Below are 22,851 nucleotides of genomic sequence, written 5' to 3'. Positions count from 1 at the left end.
CCTCTACTCCATAGGTATGGTTCGATTTAAGTTTAATAACAGAGTTGATTGGAGTGAAAGGTACGAGATTCCTGCGGGAAAAGCGCGTCTAGGGGAGACCCCGCAGGCGCAAGCCGAGGAGGCTCCAAGACCGCCCGCGGAAAGCGAGTGCCTGAAGCGGAAATCAACATCCAAATCGTAGAAGCCATAATAAAAGCTGAGGCATTTTGCCTCAGCTTCTTTGTTCGTTATATCCTTCACTTGATAACCTTAGTTAGAGCCCTCCAATTTATTCGTTATCTCATGGTCTTTTTTCACTTCAGCTAACCAAACGGGATATTCCTCTTGTAATCTTTCAGAAAGAAGCGTTTCTTTAATTACATCTTTACTGTCTTCTAAATTAGCTTTTTTTGCTTCCTTCTTACCGGTTACTTTTATGATATGGTACCCATATTCGGATTTAACTGGATCACTGACTTTATTTATATCAAGATCAAAGGCAACATTTTCAAACTCTTCCACCATATCACCTTTCCCAAAATACCCTAGGCTTCCACCGTTATCCGCCGTTTCGGTATCAGTGGAATATTCAGCTGCCAATTTAGCGAAATCACCGCCATCTTCGATTTCTTTCGCAACCTTTTTAGCCGTTTTTTCGTCTTCGACTAAAATATGACTGGCTTCCACTTGTTCCGCTTGAGCAAATGTATCTTTGTTATCTTCAAAATACGTACTGATTTCTTCGTCCGTCACGGTAATTCTCGGTTCTACCAGTTTTTTCGTTTGCAGATAAACCACGATGTCCTTTTTTAAGGCTTCCATTGAAGAACCGCTTGCTTCCAATTGCTCTTTTAGCGACTTTTCATCACCATAGGACTCTACCATAACATCGATTTCTTTCTGGATTTCTTCATCCTTAATTTTAATTCCTGCTTTTTCCGCTTCCAATTCAACCAATTTATTCGTAATTAACAGGTCTAAAGTATCTGCTCCGTATCCCGCAACAAGCGCGTCATACAGCTCATCCTCATTGATTTTCTCGCCATCGATACTCGCAATTGTCTTATCCATGGACGAAATCATCGCAAATGCCATGATCCCGGCAATGATTAAAATGCTCCCTGCCCAAATATATGCCTTCGTGCTTCTTAATAGTTTCATGAATACTCTCCCTTAAGTTTTCTATTATGATAGCTTGGAAATATTAATTAATCCTTAAGATTTTAGTTCCACCTTCAATATGCACTAACTCAATCATTATACTAACATACTTATATCCCTACAGATATTTTAGAGTATTTCATTCTGCTACAGATTTACATTAAAATTTTGGTTAATCATTTCAAAAAACGATATTATACCTTTATATGAACTTTTTATATAGGTAACAGAGTGCAATTCGGCTTTTACTCGTGAGTTTGGAGCTATACCCGTGAGTTTCGGGCTTTTACTCGTAAGTTTGGAGATATACTCGTGAGTTTCGGGCTTTTTCTCGTAAACTTGGAGCAAATACTCGTGAGTTTTGGGCTTTAACACGTGAATTTGGATCAAATACTCGTGAGTTTCGGGCTTTTTCTCGTGAATTTGGAGCAAATACTCGTGAAACACAGAAACGAAAAAGCATGGTGTACGGAGGGAATTCCTACACCATGCTTTTTTTTGTGTGTTATTTACGATGCATCTTGAATTCAAGGAAGAGTTCGTTGTAATGGGCTAAGTTTTTCTTCCCCAGGTTTTCGTACACTTCCAGTTTCTTCGTCAGTTCCGGCGATGGATAGAAACGTTCATCCTTCACCACTTCTTCAGGCATATATTTCAGTGCTTCTTTATTAGGTGTCGAGTAACTTACATATTCAGCGTTCTGTGCCGCAACTTTCGGGTCCAGCATGTAGTTGATGAACTGGTGAGCCGCATCGACATTTTTGGTTGTTTTCGGGATGACCATATTATCAAACCATAAATTGGACCCCTCTTTTGGAACAACGTATTCGAGATCTTCGTTTTCAGCCATGATTTCAGAAGCAACTCCCGACCAAACCAGGCCAATCGCCGCTTCCTGGGCTTCCAATAGCATGCGGCTTTCATCTCCGACGATCGCTTTAATATTCGGGGTGAGGGCATCAAGCTTTGATTTTGCCTCTTGAAGGTGTTCTTCATCTATATCATTCAATGAATAATTCAAAGAGTTCAGGCCCATGCCCATCACTTCTCTAGCTCCATCCGTCAAAAGGATTTCATTTTTTAAATCTGTATCCCATAAATCCGCCCAGGCCGTTATTTCCTTTCCACCGAGCATCTTGGAATTGTATACAATTCCAACCGTTCCCCAGAAATACGGCACGGAATATTTATTCTCCGGATCGAATGGCAGATCGATGAATCGCTCATCAATATTTTTCAAATTCGGAAGCTTGGAATGATCCAAAGGGACAAGCAAGTCTTCTTGCCTCATCTTATCGATCATATACTCAGACGGAATGGCAATATCATAAGTCGTACCGCCCTGTTCGATCTTTGTCATCATGGCCTCATTCGAATCAAATGTCTCATAAATGACCTTTATGCCCGTCTCTTCTTCAAAACGTTCGATTAGATCGGTATCGATGTAATCGCCCCAATTATAGATGGTAAGCGTATTGCTGCTCGTAAACCCCTGTGATGAATTCAATCTTGAAATCGCATATAGAAGCAAAGCCGATACGAGGGAGATGATCAAAAACATTTGGACAAGCCTTTTCATCGTTTACCCCCCATTCCCGTTTGCCTTACACGTTGAGTTATAAAGTAATAAACGACAACCAACAGCAGTGTCACGACGAACAGCAGTGTCGACAGTGCATTGATATTCAATGAAATTCCACGGCGTGCCAATGAATAGATTTCCACAGAAAGAGTGGAGAAGCCATTACCGGTCACAAAGAACGTAACCGCAAAATCATCAAGTGAATAAGTCAATGCCATAAAAAAACCAGCAAAGATACCTGGTAGGATGTATGGAAGGATGACCTTGGTCAATACATCCCACCGGCTTGCCCCTAAATCCCTTGCCGCATCAATTAAAGTAGGGCTCATTTCCTGAAGTTTCGGAAGGACCAGCAGCACAACGATCGGGATACTGAAGGCGATATGCGACAACAGTACCGAGTAGAATCCTAGCTTGATCCCGGCCATTGTGAATAAAATCAGGAAGGAAGCACCGATGATCACATCGGGACTGACAATCAATACATTATTCAATGACAATACCGTATTTTTAGCTTTACTGCTCGTAAAGGAGCGTATTCCAATTGCCCCTATCACCCCGATGATCGTTGCGATCAATGCAGATAATAAAGCAATCACAAGTGTATTCAATACAATGATCAACAGTCTCGTATCTTGGAACAGCTCCTTGTACCACTCCATCGTGAACCCTTTAAAGTCATACATCGTTCCACCGCTGTTAAAAGAGTAAAAGACTAAAAAGAAAATCGGTGCATAGAGTATGAGAAAAATCAAAACGAGAAACGCTTTTGATATTGGTGATAATTTATAGCCCAATTTACACACCCTGCTTTCGGTTACCCGTTACAAACATAATCAGGAACATTATAATAATCAAAAATACCGCAATTGTGGAACCCATTCCCCAATCCTGTGTCACAAGGAAGTGCTGCTCGATAGCCGTACCTAGCGTAATGACGCGGTTACCGGCAATCAGTCTTGTAAGCATGAACAATGAAAGTGCAGGAATGAAGACTACCTGGCATCCCGTCTTTACACCATCTAACGTCAATGGAAAAATGACTCGGCGGAATGTCATCCATCTGGACGCCCCCAAGTCATTGGCCGCATCCAGAAGAGTTGGATTCATTTTATCAAGCGCATTGAATATAGGTAAGATCATGAACGGGATGAAAATATAAACCGAAACGAATATGAAGCTGAAATCGGTAAAGAGAATCTGCTGCTTTCCGATTCCTACCGCCTCCAGAAAACCATTCGCCACACCATACGTGCCAAAGATACCAATGAAGGCATATGCCTTCAAAAGTAAATTGATCCATGAAGGTACGATAATCAGCAAAAGCCACAACTGCTTATGCTTGGTTTTCGTTAACAAATATGCTGTCGGATAAGCAACTAAAAGGGATATCCCCGTAATCAGGAACGCATACCAAAATGAGCTTAAAGTCATTTTTAAATATACTGGCGTAAAGAACTTTTGATAGTTAATCAAAGATAGATTGCCTTCAATATCAAAGAAGGAATAGTAAAGGATCAACAAAATGGGCGCGATCACGAATAAAGCAATCCATAAGACATAGGGTATGAAGTAAATATTCCGGGATATTTTATTCTTCATGACTTTCCCCATCATGATACGCTTCCAGACGCTTATCGAATTCCTCTTCAGTTTCACCCAATCGCATGACATGGATAGATTCCGGATCGAAATACAGACCTATTTCATCTCCAACTGCCACTTTTCTCGTTGATTGGACAAGCCATTCATTCCCATCATGGTCATAGCAGCTGATTTCATAATGAACTCCGCGAAATAGCTGGGAGTCCACACGAACTTGCAGTTTCCCGCGATTGACGGAAGTAATCTCTAAATCTTCCGGGCGGATGACAATATCGACAGCCTCATTACTGTTCAATCCTTGGTCAACACATTCGAACTGTCTGCCGACGAATTCAACGAGGTAATCTTCAATCATTTTTCCTTTTACAATATTGGACTCGCCGATGAAATCAGCAACGAATCGATTCAGCGGTTCATCATAAATATCCGTAGGGGTCCCGCTTTGCTGAATTTTCCCTTTGTTAAGGACAAAAATCTCATCTGACATCGCTAATGCTTCCTCTTGGTCATGAGTGACGAAGATAAACGTGATTCCAAGCCTCTGTTGCAGCTCCCGCAATTCATATTGCATTTCTGTACGCAATTTCAAATCGAGGGCAGATAGCGGTTCATCAAGAAGGATGACTTCCGGTTCATTGACGATCGCCCTGGCAATCGCCACCCGTTGCCGCTGACCGCCGGACATTTCCCTGATCTCCCGTTTTTCATAACCCTCCAAATTAACAAAGCTGAGGGCTTCCTTCACCTTTATTTCCACTTCCGAGTTTTTCATTTTTTTGATCCGAAGACCAAATGCTACATTTTCAAACACATTTAAATGCGGAAAAAGTGCATAATCTTGAAATACCGTATTCACTTGCCTTTTATTGGCTGGCACATCATTGATCTTTTTTCCTTCAAAGTAAATATCACCTTTGGAGGCTTCCGTAAATCCGGCAATCAAACGAAGGATCGTAGTCTTCCCGCATCCTGAAGGACCCAATAGCGTATAGAACTTCCCTCTCTCGATTTCAAAACTAACATTATCGAGAACTACCGTATCATCATCGAATTGCTTCGTAACCTGATCGAAGCGTATTATATTCCCGTTTGCCATAGCTCTTCCCTCTCTCCATTACCTTACTCATCAATCAATCTTCAGTGATTGCATTTGTTTTGAATTCTATAAGTATGATTCCGTCACCACGAGTAATAACTCGGAAGGACCTTCAAAATCATTGATGATTTGATGTTCATCTGAAGCATGAAAATAAATCGATTCCCCTGCCTTGACGAAATACGTATGTTTACCAAGCTTTACAATGACTCTTCCGCTTAATACATAGCCGAATGTTTCCGACAAGGATGGTTCAAATTGTTTGAACTCCCCCTTTTCTTGGAGAGTCAGTCGAATAGGTTCCATTTCCTTCTCATTCGACTCAGGCACGAGCCACTGGATTTGATACCCGCGTTCTTCATCAATGAAAAACGTTTGTGCCTCTTCTTCATACACTACCTTTTGGACCTGATCCTCTTCATCGAAGAATTGCTTCGGTGTGCAGCCAAGTACTTCTAAAATATTGAAAAGAGTTTCAATTGAAGGGGAACTAAGGTCCCTTTCCAACTGTGAAATATATCCTTTGCTTAAATCCGTTCTTTCCCCCAATTCTTCCTGGGTCAATCCTTTTTTCAAGCGAAGGTTCTTTATTTTTTTTCCAATTTGCATCACATTTACCCTCAATCGGTTTACTTATAGTAAACCCACAGTAGATAAAGTTTTATATAAGTAAACTTTCAGTTTAATTTTACGAATATCATTATACAGGAAATGCCGGAAACTTCAAACGGAATTTCCGGCATGCATAAAAAAGGACCGCCATCTGGCAGTCCCCCTTTTACAACTTCAGACATATTTCTTTTGCTTTCTTTTCCCCATCAGCAATACAGTCCGGGATTCCGACACCATTGTATGAACAGCCCGCAAGTAAAACATTCGGATAATTCTCGGAGATTTTCGCCTCTAGCGATTGAACGATTTGAGGATGTTTAATATGGTAGTTTGGCATATTTTCATGCCATTTCGTCACTTCACTCGTAATTGGATTCCCAGAAATACTTAGACTGTTTTCAATGTCGCGTAAAGCCACGGAGATTAATTCCTGGTTTGTAAGTGACCGTAATCGTTCATAGTCAGGACTTGAGCTTTTATAAAAAAGCCTTACCAAAAGCTGACTGTTTTCAGAAGTATGCTCCCATTTCCGGCTTGTCCAGGTACATGCATTGCAGATCAAATCACTATTATCACCTGCAATGAAACCTGTCCCGTCTTTAGGAAGCATGCTGTCCGGGATATCGAATCCAAGATAAACGCTAATCATCGAACTATTGATCAAACCGTCGAAGTCCTCATCCAACTCCCGATCTCCCAATAATTTCTGGGCAACAGTATGCGGTGTACTCAACACGATAAAGTCCGTTTCGAGCGTTTCACCGTTTGCCAATGAAATGATATACCCCTCATCATTTCTTCCAATTTCAGCTACACGGACCCCTTTTAAAATCTCGACCATATCGAGGCTTTCCTCAATTCGTTCAACCAATGTTGATAAGCCATTTTTAAACGAAAGGAACTTCTTATTTCCCTTGCTTTGGTATTTATGCTTATTTTCCGATAGACCGCGTATTATACTGCCATATTGATTTTTATAATCCAGCATCTCTGGCAGTGTTTTGGCAATGGTCAATTCATTTAATTTTCCTGAGTAAACACCCGAAAGGACAGGCGATATCTGCTTTTGCACCAATTCCTTGCCTAAGAAGCTTTCAAGAAATAAACCGATAGAGTCATTTTTCGTAAAGGTCTCATTTTTTGTATAAAAATCCTTTAAAGCGTCGACCTTCCCTTGGGCAGAAACCAGATCACTTTTCGCCAGCGACTCCAGGCTCATTGGTATTCCGAATAGGGCTTCTTCGGGGATTCCCTTCAGCATCCCGTCTGTATGGATGAATGACTTTCCCGTCGCATTATAGACAACTTGATCCTCCAGGTTCAATTCCTTAAGAAATGGTTGTATATTTTGTTTCCTGGCGACAATCGAATCGGCACCCGCTTCAATTTTAAAAGGACCTTCGTGTACAGTCCTTATTTTACCGCCAAGTTCCTCATTTCCTTCTATTAATATCAATCGCACCGAGAGACTTCTCGCTTTAACTGTTTTTTGTAAATAATACATGGTTGATAAACCGGTAATGCCCCCACCTACGACTACGACTGTTTTCATTAGGACTACACCTCGATTAACGAATTTTACATTAAGTAAAGTGTACCATAAGGCAGCGGCATTATTAAAAGCAGCCCTTCTAAATCACTGGTTTAATAATGAAACCTGTAACAAATTGGACAAAAAAAAAGACCTCCCCTTTTGGAAAAGTCTACATGCCAACAATATTTGTAATTCATCCCTTATTCCATATCCTTGTTCAGCGTATCTAATCTGTATTCCATTATCTCCATCACCCCGCTTCTGCCTTCCTTCTGAATCCCTGTATCCTGAAACCCCGATTTTGCATAAAGAATTTTTGCAATCACGTTCATGACGTCCACTGCCAGAATGATCGAATCCTTGTTTGGAAAAATCCCTTTTGCGAATTCCGGAAGGATTTGCAACGCTTTGTTCGCAATCCCTTTGCCCTGATGTTTTTGATCAATAAGAAATCCACGGAGTAATATCGCTTTTTTATCACTGGTGAAAGGGGCGATGTTTTCGCCAATGTGTAAAACGAAAAAGCCAACAGGGATACCATCGGCCAATATTACGATAGGGTGCCTGTCGCAATCTTCCCGGCAATATTTCAGTGACTCTTCCGGCAAAGCTGAAAAAGGGGTTTGTGTACCCGGTAAATAAAACTGGGAAAGCTGGTGAAGATGTTCCGGTAAATAAGGTGTTAAGGTGATGGTCCCGATTTCCTTTTCCATTAAGTACAGCCTCTTTCATCAATTATTGGATACATTAAATATTCGATACCCGGTCCGATATTCCCTTCACAAACCGGAAGGAGCACTGCCGAATATATCGGCAGTGCTCCTTCTGTTAATCAGTGTGTATTTTCATTGATTGTCAGTGCTTCCCGTAAATTGATTTGCTGGCGGAGTATGTTGGCAACATCACGGGAGATTTGTCGTTTTTCAAACATATCCTGCACTTCGTCCCGTTCTGCCTGGATCGCTTTATAGAACAGCTCTCTTTCATATTCGACCATTTTACTCGGGGTACGGCCTCTATTTTCACGTTTGCATTTTAAAATCAACACTTTATACTCGTCTATGATCATCGAGGATGTCTTATGATTATCGGCTGTAATTCCGGCTTGTATCTCTTGGATGGCAGCTTTATACATCCTGATTTTAAGATCCCTGACCTTTTCCAATCTCTCAAGATTGATTTTTCTTATTTCACTTTTATTAGGGAAAAATAATTTTAAAACCCTTAGCATACTTCTTCTGAAAAGCGTTACTGACCTGAAAAAACGGAACTTCAGTCGATTTGTTACGGCGCCTTCCATACGCTGGATGTATTCCTTGCATATATACGCCGTTTCCCGGTCCACTTTTTCATCCTTAATAAGTTTATCCAGGAATCTTTGCTCTGCTTCAAGGGCCTTGAAGCGAAGGTCCTTCTCTTCTTCCCTTAATGCAGCCGGTTCTTTCTCCTGTTCTATATAGGACAGTTCATTGATCTTGGTACAGTACCTGGAAATGATCGATAAAGCCGCTTCACGGTTTTCATCTGTCATTTGGGACTCAATCACCCGAATAGCGGCTTGATGTGAGTGAATGGCAGCAGCTTTCGTTTTGTCAGCCTGCTTGTCCACCACTTCCTCTTCTTCTGACCGTGCCACGATTGGCAGAAATACACTCGCAACAATCAGTGTCAGCAATATTACACCCGCTGCAATGAAAATGATTAACGAACGCTCAGGAAAAGGACTTCCATCTGCCAACACATATGGAATCGAGAACGAACCCGCTAACGTTACAGCTCCGCGAACACCGGAAATGGTAATGATTCCAGCAGCTTTTAAGTCTGGTTTTTGGGCTTCCGCTTTTTTCGTCATCCAGCCAATCGACCAGGCAGCCGTAAGCCAAATGAATCGTAAAGCGAAGAGGAAAAGTGTAATGATCACGATATAAAGGATCACTTGTCCATTATTGAAGGCTGGATCTTGAAAGATAGTTTTCGCAACGCTTGGGATTTGCAAGCCAAGCAAAACGAATACAAGACCATTCAATACATATAAAATGACGGACCATGTACTCTTTGAAACGACTTGAAGTTCTACAGTTGGTGATATTTCCCGATCTCGTTCAATGGCATGGACAATTCCCCCAGCCACGACTGCCAAAATCCCAGAAAGGTGGAAATGTTCCACAGCGAGGAAAATAATAAAAGGAGTTAGGATTTGGATCAGCATATGCATCGTGACATCTTCCATCCCTAAACGGCGAAGAAATACACGAAGCCTGATAATGATGAAAGCTAGTATCGCTCCACCTACAAACCCACCAATTGCAATCCATATGAAACTGAAGGTTGCGTCCACTAAGGAGAAAACACCAGTGACTGTAGCTGCAACGGCAAACTTAAAGGCAACTAAACCTGAGGCATCATTCATTAGCCCTTCGCCTTCGAGAAGGTGCATGATGCTCTTCGGTAACTTGACCCGACTAGCCAAAGCGCTTACTGCCACTACATCCGTAGGTGACAAAATGGCCGCTAAAGCGAACGCTGCCGGCAATGGTATCGAAGGGATCATCCAATTAATTAAATACCCGCCTGCCCAAACCGTTATGAATACCAGGCCTAGTGCAAGCATCAGAATGGGTGCTCTCAACTTCCAAAGTGCTGTTCGTGGTACATTTTTACCATCATTGAATAATAGGGGTGCGATGAATAATAGCAAAAATAATTCCGTCTCCATCTCAACATGCATACCCAGGGGTAAAAGTGCCAATATGACACCCAGTGCTATTTGTATTAATGGTACAGGTATAAAGGGTATAAAATGGTTAATTACATTAGACACTCCAATCAATATAAGAAGAGCTAATATAACAAGAAAAAACTCCATACAAACATCAAACTTCCTCTCTCATCTATAATCATAACTATAAGCGTAACATATTTATACCCAGTCATTCATGCATTAACTATTCTAACCTGGAATCCTCCTGAATAATAATACCTTTTATAAAAGCGAAGGAGCTTACGTTGTGCACGATGAACATCACAAATCAAATCCATCATTAAACCTTGGGTAACCGCATAGAAAAAAAGCTGATTGGCTAACCCATAATCAGCTTTACCACATGATGAATGACAATGAACCATATAACAAGTTATTTAGTTCCCGGGACAAAGAGACGAAGATGTTTGTGCAGTACATTTGCCTGGAAAGGAAGAAGAATGCCTTCATCTCCATCGATATTGACTGCAAGTTCCTCTGGTGTAGTTAAATGGAGCTTGGAAGTTTTAATATATTCAACTTCGTCATTCCCCATGATCTCCCCCCTGATCAAACTGGGAATGATCTTGACGATGAGAGGAAGAGATAAATCCTTAATGATGAATGTGTGCAGCTTTCCATCATTCACTTCCGCCTCTGGTGCAAGTTGTTCGAAACCGCCGACAGAGTTAGTCATTGTTGCAATTAGTAAATGAGCCTCGCCCATCCACTTTCCCTGATCATGTTCAACCGTTAAAGGAAACGGAGTCTTTTTAATGATCGCTTTTGCTCCTTCAATGAAATATGCAAAAGACCCAAGACGGGTTTTTTGTTCAACGGTAACATTATAGGTGGCTTCGGCGATTGCCCCTACTGCCAACACATTCATGAAGTAACGGTCATTGATCTTCCCTATATCCGATTCCTTAATATGCATATCCTTCAATATCTCGATGGCAGCATTGGGATTCAGTGGTATTCCCAAAGATCTAGCGAAATCATTGATGGTTCCTAGTGGAATGATTCCGAAAGTAGGCCGATGCTGCTGCTCGCCCAAACCATTCACTATCTCGTTCACCGTTCCATCCCCACCCATAGAAATGACAGCATCGAACCTTTCTGCACAGGCCTCCTTAGCAAAACCCGTAGCATCCCCCTCTCCTTCCGTTTTACGAACGCATACCTCATCAAAAATTTCACCAAGTGCCTTTTCCGCTTTCGGTAAAATCTTCCCTGCCTTTTCCTTGCCTGAAGATGGATTGACGATAATCATTGCTTTCGACATATGCTACCCCCCATTATTGTACTTCTACTAGCAAGTTACCTCTTTACTGATGTATTAAAACCACACAGACAGGAACTTACACATAATCGCTGCCGCTTGAATTTTGCTGACATTTTAGAACGAGCTCTCTTATATGTTACATCGACTGTGAAACAGGCATTCATTGATCACTGATCTTCCTGTTTCTCATCTGTTACATTAATGCCTATCACAACACATTGAAAATTGTCTGTCCGTTTCGCTCCCTCTTTGTTTTTTCGTTTTATAAAAAGCGTTATTTCTTCCATTTCCTACTTGCCGTGAAGAAAAATCCAAAAATAAACAGATGATAATTCCCTTACCTATAGGGTTTTTAGACAATCAGAGAAAAAAATTTCAAATTTTCTGTAAAATACCTATACATTTTCCAAATTCGGGTATATACTGTATTATAACAACAAGCAAACAACAAAAACTGTACTATAAAGAGGGGGAGCGAGACATGCAAGCAAATCAATCAGATTTACTCATAATCGATTCATTTAAACATTGCCCGGAATGTGGTGAAACACATGTGGACCACTCAGATTCCTATCTGATGGAATGCGATCGCTGCCTTTCCAAACGTGAAGAATAAAGCGATCGGAAAATATATCTAACATTAAAAGGAGGAAATCATCATGCAAATGAAAAAATCCATTGAGTTTTTTAACAATATCCCTGCAAAACATTGCCCCGAGTGCGGTGAACATATTAACGAGCATGCTGAATCCTACTTAATGGAATGTGACCGCTGCCTTTCCAGACGCGAAGACTGATTAAACCAAATCAAAAAGGAGGAACCATCATGCAAACTATAAATCCACTGGAATTCTTCAGGACACTGCCGCCTAAACAATGTACGGAATGCGGAACCCATATCACTGAACAAGCTGAATCCTACTTAATGGAATGTGACTACTGCCTTTCCAAACGTGAAGACTGATTAAACCAAATCAAAAAGGAGGAATCATCATGCAAACCAAAAACCCTTTGGAATTCTTCAGGACACTGCCGCCTAAACAATGTACGGAGTGCGGAACCCATATCACTGAACAAGCTGAATCCTACTTGATGGAATGTGATCACTGCCTTTCCAAACACGAAGACTGATTAAACCAAATCATGAGGAGGAATCATCATGCAAACTAAAAACCCTTTGGAATTCTTCAGGACACTGCCGCCTAAACAATGTACGGAATGCGGGACCCATATCATTGAACAAGCTGAATCCTACCTCTTGGAATGTGACCGCTGCCTTTCCAAAAAAGATGAATATTAATAAAAGATGCTGACATCAAGGAGCTATATAGGCCATTTTGATGTCAGCATTAACCTTGTTATCTGCCTCCCTTTCCTTGCATTCAAAAAAGGATGTCCCCGGGACACCCTTCAGTCTTACTTATTTTTATCTTCCAATATATTTGTCTACATATTTTCCACTGATTTTCCTGCTGCTGTATTGCAAGAAGTCCAATGCAAAAATCATGAATTCAAGGCCCAGACGCTTATCTGAACGCATAAAATCAGAACCTAGCAGTTTCTCCAATTTTTCAAGCCTATGATATAGCGTTTGCCGGACAATGAATAGTTGTTTCGATGTTTCCTGTTTAGAACCGTTACAGGCAAGGTAGGTCTTTAATGTTGGCATTAACTCACCATTGTTTTGCTTGTCATATTCAATGACAGGACCTAAATATTCGTACACCGTTTCCTCCAGATTACCATGCTTATTTATGAGCGAAATCATGCGATGCATATGTAAGTCCTGATAAAAGATGCTCCTGTTATCCTCTGGTAACGTATCCTGAAGCAGCAAAGTTTCACGGGCCGTTTCATAACTTTTATAAATCTCACTTAACCTTTGAACATGCTTTCCAAAACCAATGGAAAGCAGACCCATACGATTTCGCCCGCTTACATCCATTTTCATGATTCGATCCACCGCGCTTGTAACCCTTGATTTCCAATCTTCAGATGGACGATTATCACCCAAAATAAAAACAAGATGCTGATGCACTTCCATGGAAAATATCTGAAAGCCGTACTGTTCAAAAATTGTTCGAAACATAATCTTAAAATAGGTTCCATCTAACTTTGCGGAACTTTTATCATACTTTGGGTGTTGTTTGCAAATGCAAACAATACCCCCATCCAACTGCATTTTCGGATCAATATAGGATAGCCTCTCCCGGATTGCTTCGTCACTATATTCACCTTCAATCCAATTTGTAAGCCATTTACTTTCTTCCGACATTTTCTTTTCTTCTATATATATCTCCCTTAATAGATGCTGTGCCAATGCGGTAGCCGTTCGATCCAAGATCAGTGAATCAAAATCAGTCAACTCTCTGTCGTTGCTGCAGATGAGCAGTTCCGCATAATTTTCACCGAGCACTTGAATCCGCTGTCCAAGAACGGTTTTATCCAATTTCCGCTTCTCTTCGTATATGTCCGCCACCATTTGATAGGTTGTTTTTTTCTTTATTTTTGGAATGCTGGCTATATCATTTTCATTAAAGATAAGAATAACCTGTACATTTAAATAGCTGTGGAGAAATTTTAGAATTGGTTCATAATGGTCAATTTCGAGGAGATTTTTATTTAACTGCTGTGAGTAGTTTTCTAAGTTGGAGATCATCTCATATTGTTTATTGATGATAAGGGAATGTATATCCTGCGTGATTTCTACGAAAGGGACTTCTTCATGAAATAGGATGATAGGGAATTGCCGTTCATTTGCGAGATCGATGGCACATTGCGGCACTGCCATGGTGTTGGCGCCAATCTCTATACAGAGTCCAGCTGCATCGCATTCTATTAACTGTCTTAAGTAGGATAGAAATGTGTCATCGCAGTCTTTCCACCCTAAACCGGTAGTCAGTATCAGTTCGTTTCCATTTAACAAATGGCTGATTTGGGTGACTTCCATGCAGTGGACCCACTTCACTTGACGCTTTATCCCACTTCTACCTGCAATTATATCCGTCAGATTAAAATGCTTGCGTGTTAGAATTTCCTCGATTGTAATCGATGTATTCATCCAGCCACATCCTTTTATAAAACTGCTTTAAAATCTATTATAAACGGACAAACCTTAAATCTCCAGACACTTGTCAGAAAATCTAACGTCAAAATTCTACAAAAAACTCGAACAAAAAGGGCCCATTCGTGAGGAATAGGCCCGGTCCAAAACGATTTCAATTCAATTTTTTTTTGAAAAGCAATGTAGAGAAGTATTTCCTTCCTTCCGGGGTTTTGATGTTCAATTGCTTCCATTCCTGCTTCGTTCCTTCAATCAGTTCAAAATCGAGAAAGGCTCCACTTAAACTTTCGGAAACCCGGGTGATTCGATATCCTCTTTCAAGTAAAAAATCGATTTGTTCCCTTTCTAAGCGATACTCTTGATATTCGGACATTTCCATTCCCCCCTTTTTCAAACGTTCTCCTTGCCGGTGGTCGTAGCCGTAAAAACCATCTCTTCCTCAAGTTCTGGGCCATTTCCGATTATCCAATCCCTTCCGACGGAAATGCCTAAATATTTCTCATCGCTCGGATCAATGATTTCAGCTTGTTCATATCGCTTGAACCACCAATACTTGGCTAATATAAAATAACTTGCACCGCCGAGAAGAAAGCCAATAATAAACGAATAATTTGAAAAAATCGTGGCACCAATTCCTCCAATCACCCAAGAAATGATTCCTGCCCAATTCACTCCATTCAAGTACTTATACTGGCCTTCACTTTCATAGAGTTCTTGTACATTCACTCTCCGTTTACGAAGGAAATAGTAATCCGATACCAGGATGCCGACAATGGATGCCAGGATTCCACCTATTATTAATAAAACTTCTATGATGATGCCGAACAGGCTCCATGGCTGAACTACTATCCCAATAACCCCCGCTACAACGACCCCTGCCCAAAATGGCATTTTAGGACCCATGACATTGGAGAAAATGGTAGCTGCGGGAATGACATTGGCTGTAGTATTCGTCGACCATTGAGCAAATACGATCATGATCAAAAGGACGCCGAGGGCAATTCCACTTGCTGATCCCTGTATAGCAACTACAGGATCATAATTGGAAACGGCCATATAAGAAACCGCACCGATAATCACCATGAAAGTCTGGGTGATGGGATAGGTGATAATATTCCCAATTATTTGCCCCTTATTGCGCTTGAACCAATTTTTTTCATTTTTTGGTGCCTTTATATAGCGGGAAAGCGTAGGCATATCTGCAGTCAACGTGCCCCAAAATCCCATATTTGCCATAATGACGACCATGAAAGCCGTTGCGGCGGCCCCGCCAGTGACCGGACTTTCAATCCAGGACCATACATCTCTTCCTTGGGCTATAGCCTGATCGGATAGAGTGAAATACATCCAGCCGGAAATTAAAATGATGACGGGCGCCGCCAAGTCGGCGAATCGTTCTATCGACTTTATTCCCATTGCCGTATTCACTAATTGTAAAACAGCAAAAATGAGGAAGCAGATAAACCAATTATCAAAATCAAAAAGGGTTGTGAAAATAGCGTTCATTGCAGTAGCTCCAAAGTAAGTATTGAGGCCGAACCAGCAAGACGCTACAAACCCCCGTACAACCGAAGGGATGTGGGTGCCAATCGTACCGAACGGCGCCCTCATATAAACGGGGAATGATATTCCATGTTCAACACCAATATCCCCTGTCATTGTCATCAAAAAGCCGAGTACCACACAGGCAATGACCGTTGCAAGAACGACCCATCCTAAGGATAAACTTTGGACACCGTTCCCACCGATTGCGAAGGCAGCCAATACTACAGCCATGCCCACCCAAATGAAACCAAATCCGGCTGCACTTATGTTTTTCTCACTATGAGGTATAGGCAGCAAATCGGGAGACTTTAAATAATCTTTCTTCTCACTCATAAAAATCCCCCTAATTTAATTTGCAAGATTCCTTACCAAAGTTAGACTGTAAGCTTTTTCCCGGTATCCGGCTTCAGCGACGCATTATATTTTGCCCGTTTCAGGAATTGCCCTTTTCCAACTTCGCCCACAAATTGTTTGTCTTTAATGACGAATTGACCTCTCGATAAAACGGACACCGGTTCACCTGTAATTTCCATACCTTCAAACGCATTATAATCCACCGCCATGTGATGGGTTTCTGCAGAAATGGCCCTTTCAACTTTCGGGTCAAAAATGACAATATCAGCATCCGAACCTACCGCTATCGTCCCTTTCTTCGGGAATAATCCAAATAGCTTGGCGGCACGCGTAGATGTCATGTCGACGAATTGATTCAAGGTAATGCGCTCTTTCATGACTCCTTCAGAAAAGAGGATACTCATGCGATCCTCAATCGTTGGCCCGCCGTTCGGTATTTTCGTGAAATCTTCACGTCCAAGTTCCTTCTGTCCCTTAAAATCAAAAGAGCATTGATCGGAGCCGATCGTTTGCAGCTGGCCCATTTTCAAAGCATTCCATAGCACTTCCTGGTTTTTCTTCTCCCTTAACGGCGGGGACCATACATACTTAGATCCCTCGAAATGGGGCTTTTCAAGATAAGATTGGTCAAGAACCAGATATTGCGGACAAGTCTCCCCCCAAATATCCACCCCTTTATTTCTTGCCTCAGTGATCTTTTCAACCGCATCTTCACAGGTGACATGAACGACATAGAGCTGGCCATTTGCCATTTCCGTCAGTTTGGCAGCCCGTCCAGTTGCTTCCCCTTCAAGCTCCGGAGGCCTTGTTAATGCATGATAAATTGGATCCGTGTTACCCTCAGCCAGCGCCTGCTTCGTAAGATAATCGATGACATCGCCATTTTCAGCATGAACCATGACAAGTGCGCCAAGTTCCTTTGCTTGCAACAGAGTGCGGTATAGCGTGGCATCATCAGCCTGAAAAACATTCTTGTAAGCCATGAACACTTTAAAGGAAGAAATCCCTTCATTAACGATGATACTCGGCAGCTCAGCCAATACATCATCATTAATCTCACTGATCATTAAATGGAAACCGTAATCTATGGCCGCTTTTCCATTGGCCTTTTCATGCCATGTTTCTATCGCTTTCTTTAACGGCACCCCTTTTTCGGTCAAACAAAAGTCGATGATCGTTGTCGTGCCTCCATATGCAGCGGCAATCGTTCCCGTTTCATAATCATCCTTTGTCGTTGTCCCGCCAAACGGCATATCGAGATGTGTATGCGGATCAATGCCCCCCGGAAAAATATAAGCTCCTTTTGCATCAATGATTTCAGCCCCCTCAGCCGGGAGGTCCTTGCCAATCATTGCAATCTTCTCATTTTCAATCAATATATCGGCTTGATACGTATCTGCAGCCGTTGCAATCGTTCCATTTTTAATGATTTTCTTCATATTAGACCCCTCCATCATTTTACGAAATCAACACTTTCACTGCTTATGCCCCCAAGGAACGATTGTCGTTCATTCCACGTCATTGGCGGTAATTCATTTGTCAATTCGATCATATCGATCGCCCCATCGGCCGGACAGACGATCGAGCATAGATTACAGCCTACGCAATCTTCTTCGCGCACTCTCAAAAAGGAGCCGCCTGACGTGTCCTTTAACATATCTATACATTGATGAGAAGTATCTTCACACGCAATATGGCATTTATTGCAGTTAATGCACACATCATTATTAATGCGAGCAACGACCTTATAATTAAGATCTAAATTCCCCCAGTCGGAATAGCGCGGTACGGACTTACCGACAATATCCATCACGGAGGATATCCCTTTTTCATCAAGGTAATTGGAAAGTCCATCAATCAAGTCTTCTACTATTCTAAAACCGTGATGCATGGCAGCCGTACAAATTTGCACTCCAGTGGAACCCATCAATAAAAATTCCACCGTATCCTGCCAATTTGAAATGCCTCCTATTCCGGAAATGGGAACATTGATCCTATTATTCCTTGCACACTCTGCCACCATGTTCAAAGCGATCGGCTTCACAGCGGGACCGCAATACCCTCCGTGAGCCCCCTTGCCGCCAACATGGGGAATCGTATTCCATGAATGGATATCCACTCCTGCCAAGCTGTTGATCGTATTGATCATGCTTATTGCATCCGCACCGCCGCGCACCGCCGCTTCAGCCGTAACCGTAATGTCGGTTATATTCGGTGTAAGCTTGACGATGACAGGTTTGGAAGCAGCTTCTTTCGCCCAGTATGTTTGCTTTTCCACAAGTTCGGGAACCTGTCCCGAAGCAGCTCCCATCCCGCGCTCTGCCATACCGTGCGGGCAGCCAAAGTTCAATTCGTAACCATCTACCCCTACATCTTCTATGCGCTTGATGATCTCATGCCACTTTTCCTGTTGCGGCTCCACCATCACCGATGCAATGATTGCATGATCAGGGAACCTTTTCTTCGTTTCATATATTTCTTTAAGATTCACTTCAAGCGGACGATCCGTAATCAATTCTATATTGTTGAACCCGGCAACTCTCTGTCCATTAAAGCTGACCGCTGCAAAACGTGATGAGACATTCAGGATGGGATCACCCAATGTCTTCCAAACAGCTCCTCCCCAGCCAGCTTCAAATGCGCGCTGGACTTGATAACCCGAATTAGTAGGTGGTGCTGAAGCAAGCCAAAAGGGATTGGGAGATTTAATACCTGCAAGATCAATTGATAAATCAGCCATGATAAGCCTCCTATTTTTCATAGTTATTAAGCAATATCCACCGCTTCGCAATTCAAAATCGAGTCAATTTCATAGGCTGTCTTTTTCCCTTGCTGGGCAGCTGAAACAACCATTGCCTCACCTTGGCCTTTTCCGAAGATCACGTCACCGCACGCAAAGATCTTTTCATGCGATGTCTTATAGGAATCACCATCCAATGTAACGACACCATCATCATGTTTAATGCCGAACTGTTCAATCAATTCTACATACCTGGATTGGCCTATAGCACGAATGACCCCATCGACCGGTATGACGAACTCCGATCCGGGAATTTGGACTGGACGGCGCCGCCCATCTTCCCCTGCCTCGCTAAGCACCATCTTCACGCACTCGATGCCCGTAACCTGACCGCTTTCATCCGCGAGGATCCTGGAGGGGGCAGTCAGCCAGTGAAACCCGACACCTTCTTGTTTGGCAAACTCATATTCAAAATCATAGGCTGTCATTTCCTTTTGGGTACGACGATAAATAATGCTCACCTGTTCGGCGCCCAGGCGTACAGAACAGGTCGCGGCATCGATCGCCGTGTTTCCAGCTCCAATTACCGCCATCTTCTTCCCAATGAATTTATCAGTGATTGCCCCTGTTTTCGTTGCTTTAACGAAATCGATTGCATCATAAACTTCAGCCAAATCCTCCCCTTCAATTCCAAGCTTAGGGACATCGGACATGCCGATAGCTAAAATGACCGCATCATAGTCGGCAGTCAGCTGATTTGCGGAAACATCCACTCCGACCCGTGTATTCGTTTTAATATCAACATCCAAACTCTTTACTTGTTCAACTTCCCAATAAGAAATGCTCTGAGGCAAACGGAACGATACAATCCCGTAAGTATTTAATCCGCCTGGATTCTTTTCAGCTTCGAAAATGGTTACACTGTAGCCAAGCAAGGCTAATTCCCTTGCTGCAGACAAACCCGCCGGACCGCTTCCTACAATGGCAACTTTTTTGCCATTCTTTTTCCCGGCCTTGAATAGGGCTTGTTTATTTTGGATGGCCCAATCTGTGGAATAACGCTGGAGATTGCCAATCATGATTGGCTTTGTAGAATGGTTCAGGACACATGCTCCCTCACATAACTCTTCAGTCGGACATACCCGCGCACAGCTGGCACCGACAGGATTGGCCGTCATGATCGTCTTGGCCGACCCTTTAAAATTACCTGAAGCTATCTTCTTAATAAAACCTGGAATATCTATTCCGGTCGGACAGGCTTGGATACATGGGGCATCATAGCAGTATAAACATCGATTCGATTCTTCCAAAGCTTCCCTTGGGGATAAACCCCTCTCCGCTTCCTGAAAGTTAATCTCTAGACCACCTTTTAACGGGCTCGTCATACTCATCCACTATTTCTCCTTCCAAACATTTATTTTGAAAAATAAAAAGGGAGGAATTGCATGCATTTCTCTCTACTGTCCTCATATTTAAACGATTGAAATCATTGCCAACATGGTTTCTGTCAATTTATTCAACTAACAAGTCATGGCGATTTTCCAGCCAAAATTCTCTCGTTTTGTTTATTATTTTCTATCATTCTCTCACTGGTCACGCCTCTATCCCTGCTTCCTTCTAACACAAAAAGCCCCCCCTACTAATCTTAAAAACTCAAAACCTCAGAGAATTGAGTATTCTTTATTTTATAATGTTGAAAAGCAAGTTACATTATACAAAGTGTAAAGTATTCCCAGATGCTAGATATGCAATATGTAATATTCATGTTATATTTCCTAACAATAAATGATAAACATCGTCATTTTTCTACATTCAAACTTACTTTTCATCATACTTACTGATATTATTTGGATGATTTGTTCCAAAACTTACTTATCAACACTTTGTCCACATAAAAAAAAGCCCAGAAACTCAATTCAGGGTTTCCTGGGTCTTTTCACTTTTATCCACAACTTATTCACATATTATATGGCAATATTCTCTTTGTTTTTGCGGAACAGAAGCATTTTAACAAAAGTTATCCACATTAAGAAATCAACTTTTCCACTTATCAACAAACCGTTAACAATTTATCAACAGGCAGGCTCATTCCGGATGAATAACGTATCGTTTATATTTCTCATAATCCGTTTTCTTGCACTCAAGCTTTATTCGATATCCATTTGCCTCATATTCAGTTTCCGTTATGTGACCACTTTCATTGAAATAGGAAACAAGCTGCCCTTGATCATATGGAATCAGCATTTCACAGTGAGTATAGTCGACAAAAATATGCTGGCGAATTTGATCGATCAATTCCTCGATGCCGACTTTGTTTTTTGCTGACATATATACAGAGTCACGATTCACCTTAGGGATTTCCAAATCGGTAAGGTCCGCTTTATTATAGGCAAAAATCGTCGGAATCCCTTTAATGCCTATCTCATTTAAAGTCTTATCCGTTATCTCCATTTGCTGCTCATGATTTGGATTGGAAAAATCGACAACATGGATCAACAGATCCGCTTCTACCACTTCTTCTAATGTTGATCGGAATGCTTTCACGAGATGATGGGGCAATTTAGACACAAATCCCACCGTATCAGTCAATAAAAATTCCTTATTATCCGGAAGCGGAATGTTTCGGACGGATGTTTCAAGCGTAGCGAACAGCATATCCCTCTCAAACACCTGCTTCTCTGCTGTTGGATGGAACATCTCGATCAAAGCATTCATGATCGAAGATTTACCTGCATTTGTATAACCGACTAAGGATACGACAGGGATGGCATTCTTTTTCCGCTGTTTCCTCTGCGTTTGCCGGTGTGCAACAAGGTCTTCCAGTTCCTTATTCAAAACACTTATATTTTCCTCGATTCTCCTGCGGTCAAGCTCTAACTGCTTTTCGCCTGCACCTTTGTTTGTACCGACCCCGCCACTCTGACGCCCTAATGACTCCCTCAAACCTACAAGACGCGGGAGCATATACTGCAGCTTCGCCACTTCCACCTGAAGCTGTGCTTCCTTCGTTTTCGCCCGATGCGCGAAGATGTCCAGAATCAAGATTGTCCGGTCAATCACCTTGCAATCCATGTCCCTCTCCAGATTACGAAGTTGCGAAGGGGAGAGCTGATCATTAAAAATGACGACATTAGCTTCTTTATACTCAACGAGATTTTTTACTTCCTCGATCTTCCCGGTACCGATAAAATGTGATGAGTTCACCCGATGCAAATTTTGTGTGATGGTCCCTGCAACCTCTACCTCACATGCTTCCGTTAAATTGGCCAATTCCTCCATCGAATACTCAAAATCCTTTGAACCGTTGAGATTAACTCCAACCAAGATTGCCCTTTGCTGTAATTCCATCATTTCAAATCCCTTCCGTACTTACCTTACTCCCTATATTATACTTAAACAAACCTTTCATGCTGCCTAAAAGCCAGCCACATTGTAGCATACCCGACATCGCTTGCATAACGATTGCTGCCCTTAGCAAAGTGTTTTCATTGGACCTCCTTTTACTTTCAACAAAAAAATAAGAGGACCGACTACTTTTTTTCAAAGTTTCACAT

The 22,851-nt window shown here is 41.9% G+C and carries 22 protein-coding genes; 5 read left to right on the top strand and 17 right to left on the bottom strand.

Going from position 1 to position 22,851, the window contains the following annotated elements; genetic code table 11:
• Window positions 1-249: 249 nt before the first annotated feature.
• The 10 genes from ABOA58_RS01200 to ABOA58_RS01155 form a co-directional block, all read right to left on the bottom strand.
• On the bottom strand, window positions 250-1,140 hold the full coding sequence (locus ABOA58_RS01200) for a peptidylprolyl isomerase (protein ID WP_350300912.1): 891 nt from the start codon (window positions 1,138-1,140) through the stop codon (window positions 250-252).
• Between the two features lie 505 nt (window positions 1,141-1,645).
• Window positions 1,646-2,719: an ABC transporter substrate-binding protein gene (locus ABOA58_RS01195; RefSeq protein WP_350300911.1), complete on the bottom strand. Its 1,074-nt coding sequence runs from the start codon at window positions 2,717-2,719 to the stop codon at window positions 1,646-1,648.
• Window positions 2,716-3,519: an ABC transporter permease gene (locus ABOA58_RS01190; protein WP_350300910.1), complete on the bottom strand. Its 804-nt coding sequence runs from the start codon at window positions 3,517-3,519 to the stop codon at window positions 2,716-2,718. Before ABOA58_RS01190 ends, ABOA58_RS01195 begins: the two co-directional genes overlap by 4 nt.
• Before the next feature lies 1 nt (window position 3,520).
• A complete protein-coding gene (locus ABOA58_RS01185; RefSeq protein WP_063236153.1) occupies window positions 3,521-4,324 on the bottom strand; it encodes an ABC transporter permease in 804 nt (267 codons plus the stop codon).
• Window positions 4,314-5,423: an ABC transporter ATP-binding protein gene (locus ABOA58_RS01180; RefSeq protein WP_137017540.1), complete on the bottom strand. Its 1,110-nt coding sequence runs from the start codon at window positions 5,421-5,423 to the stop codon at window positions 4,314-4,316. The genes ABOA58_RS01185 and ABOA58_RS01180 overlap by 11 nt, the downstream gene beginning before the upstream one ends.
• Before the next feature lie 66 nt (window positions 5,424-5,489).
• Window positions 5,490-6,032 carry a helix-turn-helix domain-containing protein gene (locus ABOA58_RS01175; RefSeq protein WP_137017539.1) on the bottom strand — a complete coding sequence of 181 codons (543 nt, stop codon included), beginning with the start codon at window positions 6,030-6,032 and terminating at the stop codon, window positions 5,490-5,492.
• Window positions 6,033-6,201: 169 nt separating this feature from the next.
• Window positions 6,202-7,587: a protoporphyrinogen oxidase gene (locus ABOA58_RS01170; protein WP_350300909.1), complete on the bottom strand. Its 1,386-nt coding sequence runs from the start codon at window positions 7,585-7,587 to the stop codon at window positions 6,202-6,204.
• Window positions 7,588-7,769: 182 nt separating this feature from the next.
• Window positions 7,770-8,282: a GNAT family N-acetyltransferase gene (locus ABOA58_RS01165; protein ID WP_350300908.1), complete on the bottom strand. Its 513-nt coding sequence runs from the start codon at window positions 8,280-8,282 to the stop codon at window positions 7,770-7,772.
• Window positions 8,283-8,401: 119 nt separating this feature from the next.
• Window positions 8,402-10,435: a Na+/H+ antiporter gene (locus tag ABOA58_RS01160; protein WP_350300907.1), complete on the bottom strand. Its 2,034-nt coding sequence runs from the start codon at window positions 10,433-10,435 to the stop codon at window positions 8,402-8,404.
• A gap of 268 nt (window positions 10,436-10,703) precedes the next feature.
• On the bottom strand, window positions 10,704-11,594 hold the full coding sequence (locus tag ABOA58_RS01155) for a diacylglycerol/lipid kinase family protein (protein WP_350300906.1): 891 nt from the start codon (window positions 11,592-11,594) through the stop codon (window positions 10,704-10,706).
• A gap of 481 nt (window positions 11,595-12,075) precedes the next feature.
• Between ABOA58_RS01155 and yhfH (ABOA58_RS01150) the strand changes: the two genes are divergently transcribed.
• From yhfH (ABOA58_RS01150) to yhfH (ABOA58_RS01130), 5 genes are read left to right on the top strand one after another with little or no spacing between them, the layout of a single operon-like run.
• A complete protein-coding gene (yhfH, locus tag ABOA58_RS01150) occupies window positions 12,076-12,210 on the top strand; it encodes a protein YhfH (RefSeq protein ID WP_137017534.1) in 135 nt (44 codons plus the stop codon).
• Between the two features lie 43 nt (window positions 12,211-12,253).
• Window positions 12,254-12,391, top strand: a complete 138-nt coding sequence (gene yhfH / locus ABOA58_RS01145) for a protein YhfH (protein ID WP_350300905.1) — start codon at window positions 12,254-12,256, stop codon at window positions 12,389-12,391.
• A 29-nt stretch (window positions 12,392-12,420) separates the two neighbouring features.
• Window positions 12,421-12,558, top strand: a complete 138-nt coding sequence (gene yhfH, locus ABOA58_RS01140) for a protein YhfH (protein ID WP_096340823.1) — start codon at window positions 12,421-12,423, stop codon at window positions 12,556-12,558.
• Window positions 12,559-12,587: 29 nt separating this feature from the next.
• The gene (gene yhfH, locus ABOA58_RS01135) at window positions 12,588-12,725 is read left to right on the top strand and encodes a protein YhfH (RefSeq protein WP_101225681.1); all 138 of its coding nucleotides are present in this window, start codon (window positions 12,588-12,590) and stop codon (window positions 12,723-12,725) included.
• Window positions 12,726-12,753: 28 nt separating this feature from the next.
• Window positions 12,754-12,894 (top strand): protein YhfH, encoded by a 141-nt coding sequence (yhfH, locus tag ABOA58_RS01130; RefSeq protein ID WP_072274044.1) that lies wholly within the window; start codon window positions 12,754-12,756, stop codon window positions 12,892-12,894.
• Between the two features lie 126 nt (window positions 12,895-13,020).
• On the opposite strand, the gene ABOA58_RS01125 is transcribed toward yhfH (ABOA58_RS01130), so the two are convergent.
• The 7 genes from ABOA58_RS01125 to hflX all read right to left on the bottom strand — a co-directional run bounded on the left by ABOA58_RS01125 (window position 13,021) and on the right by hflX (window position 22,648).
• Entirely contained in the window at window positions 13,021-14,655 is a 1,635-nt protein-coding gene (locus ABOA58_RS01125) for a PucR family transcriptional regulator (RefSeq protein ID WP_350300904.1), read from the bottom strand.
• Window positions 14,656-14,812: 157 nt separating this feature from the next.
• Entirely contained in the window at window positions 14,813-15,031 is a 219-nt protein-coding gene (locus ABOA58_RS01120; protein ID WP_034304894.1) for a hypothetical protein, read from the bottom strand.
• Between the two features lie 17 nt (window positions 15,032-15,048).
• Entirely contained in the window at window positions 15,049-16,536 is a 1,488-nt protein-coding gene (locus ABOA58_RS01115; protein WP_350300903.1) for an NCS1 family transporter, read from the bottom strand.
• A gap of 41 nt (window positions 16,537-16,577) precedes the next feature.
• Window positions 16,578-17,996: a dihydropyrimidinase gene (gene hydA / locus ABOA58_RS01110; RefSeq protein WP_350300902.1), complete on the bottom strand. Its 1,419-nt coding sequence runs from the start codon at window positions 17,994-17,996 to the stop codon at window positions 16,578-16,580.
• Window positions 17,997-18,010: 14 nt separating this feature from the next.
• Entirely contained in the window at window positions 18,011-19,297 is a 1,287-nt protein-coding gene (preA, locus tag ABOA58_RS01105; protein WP_350300901.1) for an NAD-dependent dihydropyrimidine dehydrogenase subunit PreA, read from the bottom strand.
• Between the two features lie 26 nt (window positions 19,298-19,323).
• The gene (locus tag ABOA58_RS01100) at window positions 19,324-20,682 is read right to left on the bottom strand and encodes an NAD(P)-dependent oxidoreductase (RefSeq protein ID WP_413020443.1); all 1,359 of its coding nucleotides are present in this window, start codon (window positions 20,680-20,682) and stop codon (window positions 19,324-19,326) included.
• A 700-nt stretch (window positions 20,683-21,382) separates the two neighbouring features.
• Window positions 21,383-22,648, bottom strand: a complete 1,266-nt coding sequence (gene hflX / locus ABOA58_RS01095) for a GTPase HflX (protein ID WP_350300899.1) — start codon at window positions 22,646-22,648, stop codon at window positions 21,383-21,385.
• Between the last annotated feature and the right edge of the window lie 203 nt (window positions 22,649-22,851).

This window comes from Peribacillus frigoritolerans (assembly GCF_040250305.1).
GTDB lineage: Bacteria > Bacillota > Bacilli > Bacillales > DSM-1321 > Peribacillus.
This window is presented reverse-complemented; position numbering and strand designations above follow the sequence as displayed.

Coding starts and splice junctions, on each gene's coding strand:
- hydA (WP_350300902.1), bottom strand. CDS start 17,996: ATGAAGAAAATCATTAAAAATGGAACGATTGCAACGGCTGCAGATACG.
- ABOA58_RS01165 (WP_350300908.1), bottom strand. CDS start 8,282: ATGGAAAAGGAAATCGGGACCATCACCTTAACACCTTATTTACCGGAA.
- ABOA58_RS01100 (WP_413020443.1), bottom strand. CDS start 20,682: ATGACGAGCCCGTTAAAAGGTGGTCTAGAGATTAACTTTCAGGAAGCG.
- hflX (WP_350300899.1), bottom strand. CDS start 22,648: ATGATGGAATTACAGCAAAGGGCAATCTTGGTTGGAGTTAATCTCAAC.
- yhfH (WP_101225681.1), top strand. CDS start 12,588: ATGCAAACCAAAAACCCTTTGGAATTCTTCAGGACACTGCCGCCTAAA.
- yhfH (WP_072274044.1), top strand. CDS start 12,754: ATGCAAACTAAAAACCCTTTGGAATTCTTCAGGACACTGCCGCCTAAA.
- ABOA58_RS01175 (WP_137017539.1), bottom strand. CDS start 6,032: ATGCAAATTGGAAAAAAAATAAAGAACCTTCGCTTGAAAAAAGGATTG.
- yhfH (WP_096340823.1), top strand. CDS start 12,421: ATGCAAACTATAAATCCACTGGAATTCTTCAGGACACTGCCGCCTAAA.
- ABOA58_RS01160 (WP_350300907.1), bottom strand. CDS start 10,435: ATGGAGTTTTTTCTTGTTATATTAGCTCTTCTTATATTGATTGGAGTG.
- ABOA58_RS01125 (WP_350300904.1), bottom strand. CDS start 14,655: ATGAATACATCGATTACAATCGAGGAAATTCTAACACGCAAGCATTTT.
- yhfH (WP_350300905.1), top strand. CDS start 12,254: ATGCAAATGAAAAAATCCATTGAGTTTTTTAACAATATCCCTGCAAAA.
- ABOA58_RS01185 (WP_063236153.1), bottom strand. CDS start 4,324: ATGAAGAATAAAATATCCCGGAATATTTACTTCATACCCTATGTCTTA.
- ABOA58_RS01155 (WP_350300906.1), bottom strand. CDS start 11,594: ATGTCGAAAGCAATGATTATCGTCAATCCATCTTCAGGCAAGGAAAAG.
- ABOA58_RS01115 (WP_350300903.1), bottom strand. CDS start 16,536: ATGAGTGAGAAGAAAGATTATTTAAAGTCTCCCGATTTGCTGCCTATA.
- preA (WP_350300901.1), bottom strand. CDS start 19,297: ATGGCTGATTTATCAATTGATCTTGCAGGTATTAAATCTCCCAATCCC.
- ABOA58_RS01170 (WP_350300909.1), bottom strand. CDS start 7,587: ATGAAAACAGTCGTAGTCGTAGGTGGGGGCATTACCGGTTTATCAACC.
- yhfH (WP_137017534.1), top strand. CDS start 12,076: ATGCAAGCAAATCAATCAGATTTACTCATAATCGATTCATTTAAACAT.
- ABOA58_RS01180 (WP_137017540.1), bottom strand. CDS start 5,423: ATGGCAAACGGGAATATAATACGCTTCGATCAGGTTACGAAGCAATTC.
- ABOA58_RS01195 (WP_350300911.1), bottom strand. CDS start 2,719: ATGAAAAGGCTTGTCCAAATGTTTTTGATCATCTCCCTCGTATCGGCT.
- ABOA58_RS01200 (WP_350300912.1), bottom strand. CDS start 1,140: ATGAAACTATTAAGAAGCACGAAGGCATATATTTGGGCAGGGAGCATT.
- ABOA58_RS01120 (WP_034304894.1), bottom strand. CDS start 15,031: ATGTCCGAATATCAAGAGTATCGCTTAGAAAGGGAACAAATCGATTTT.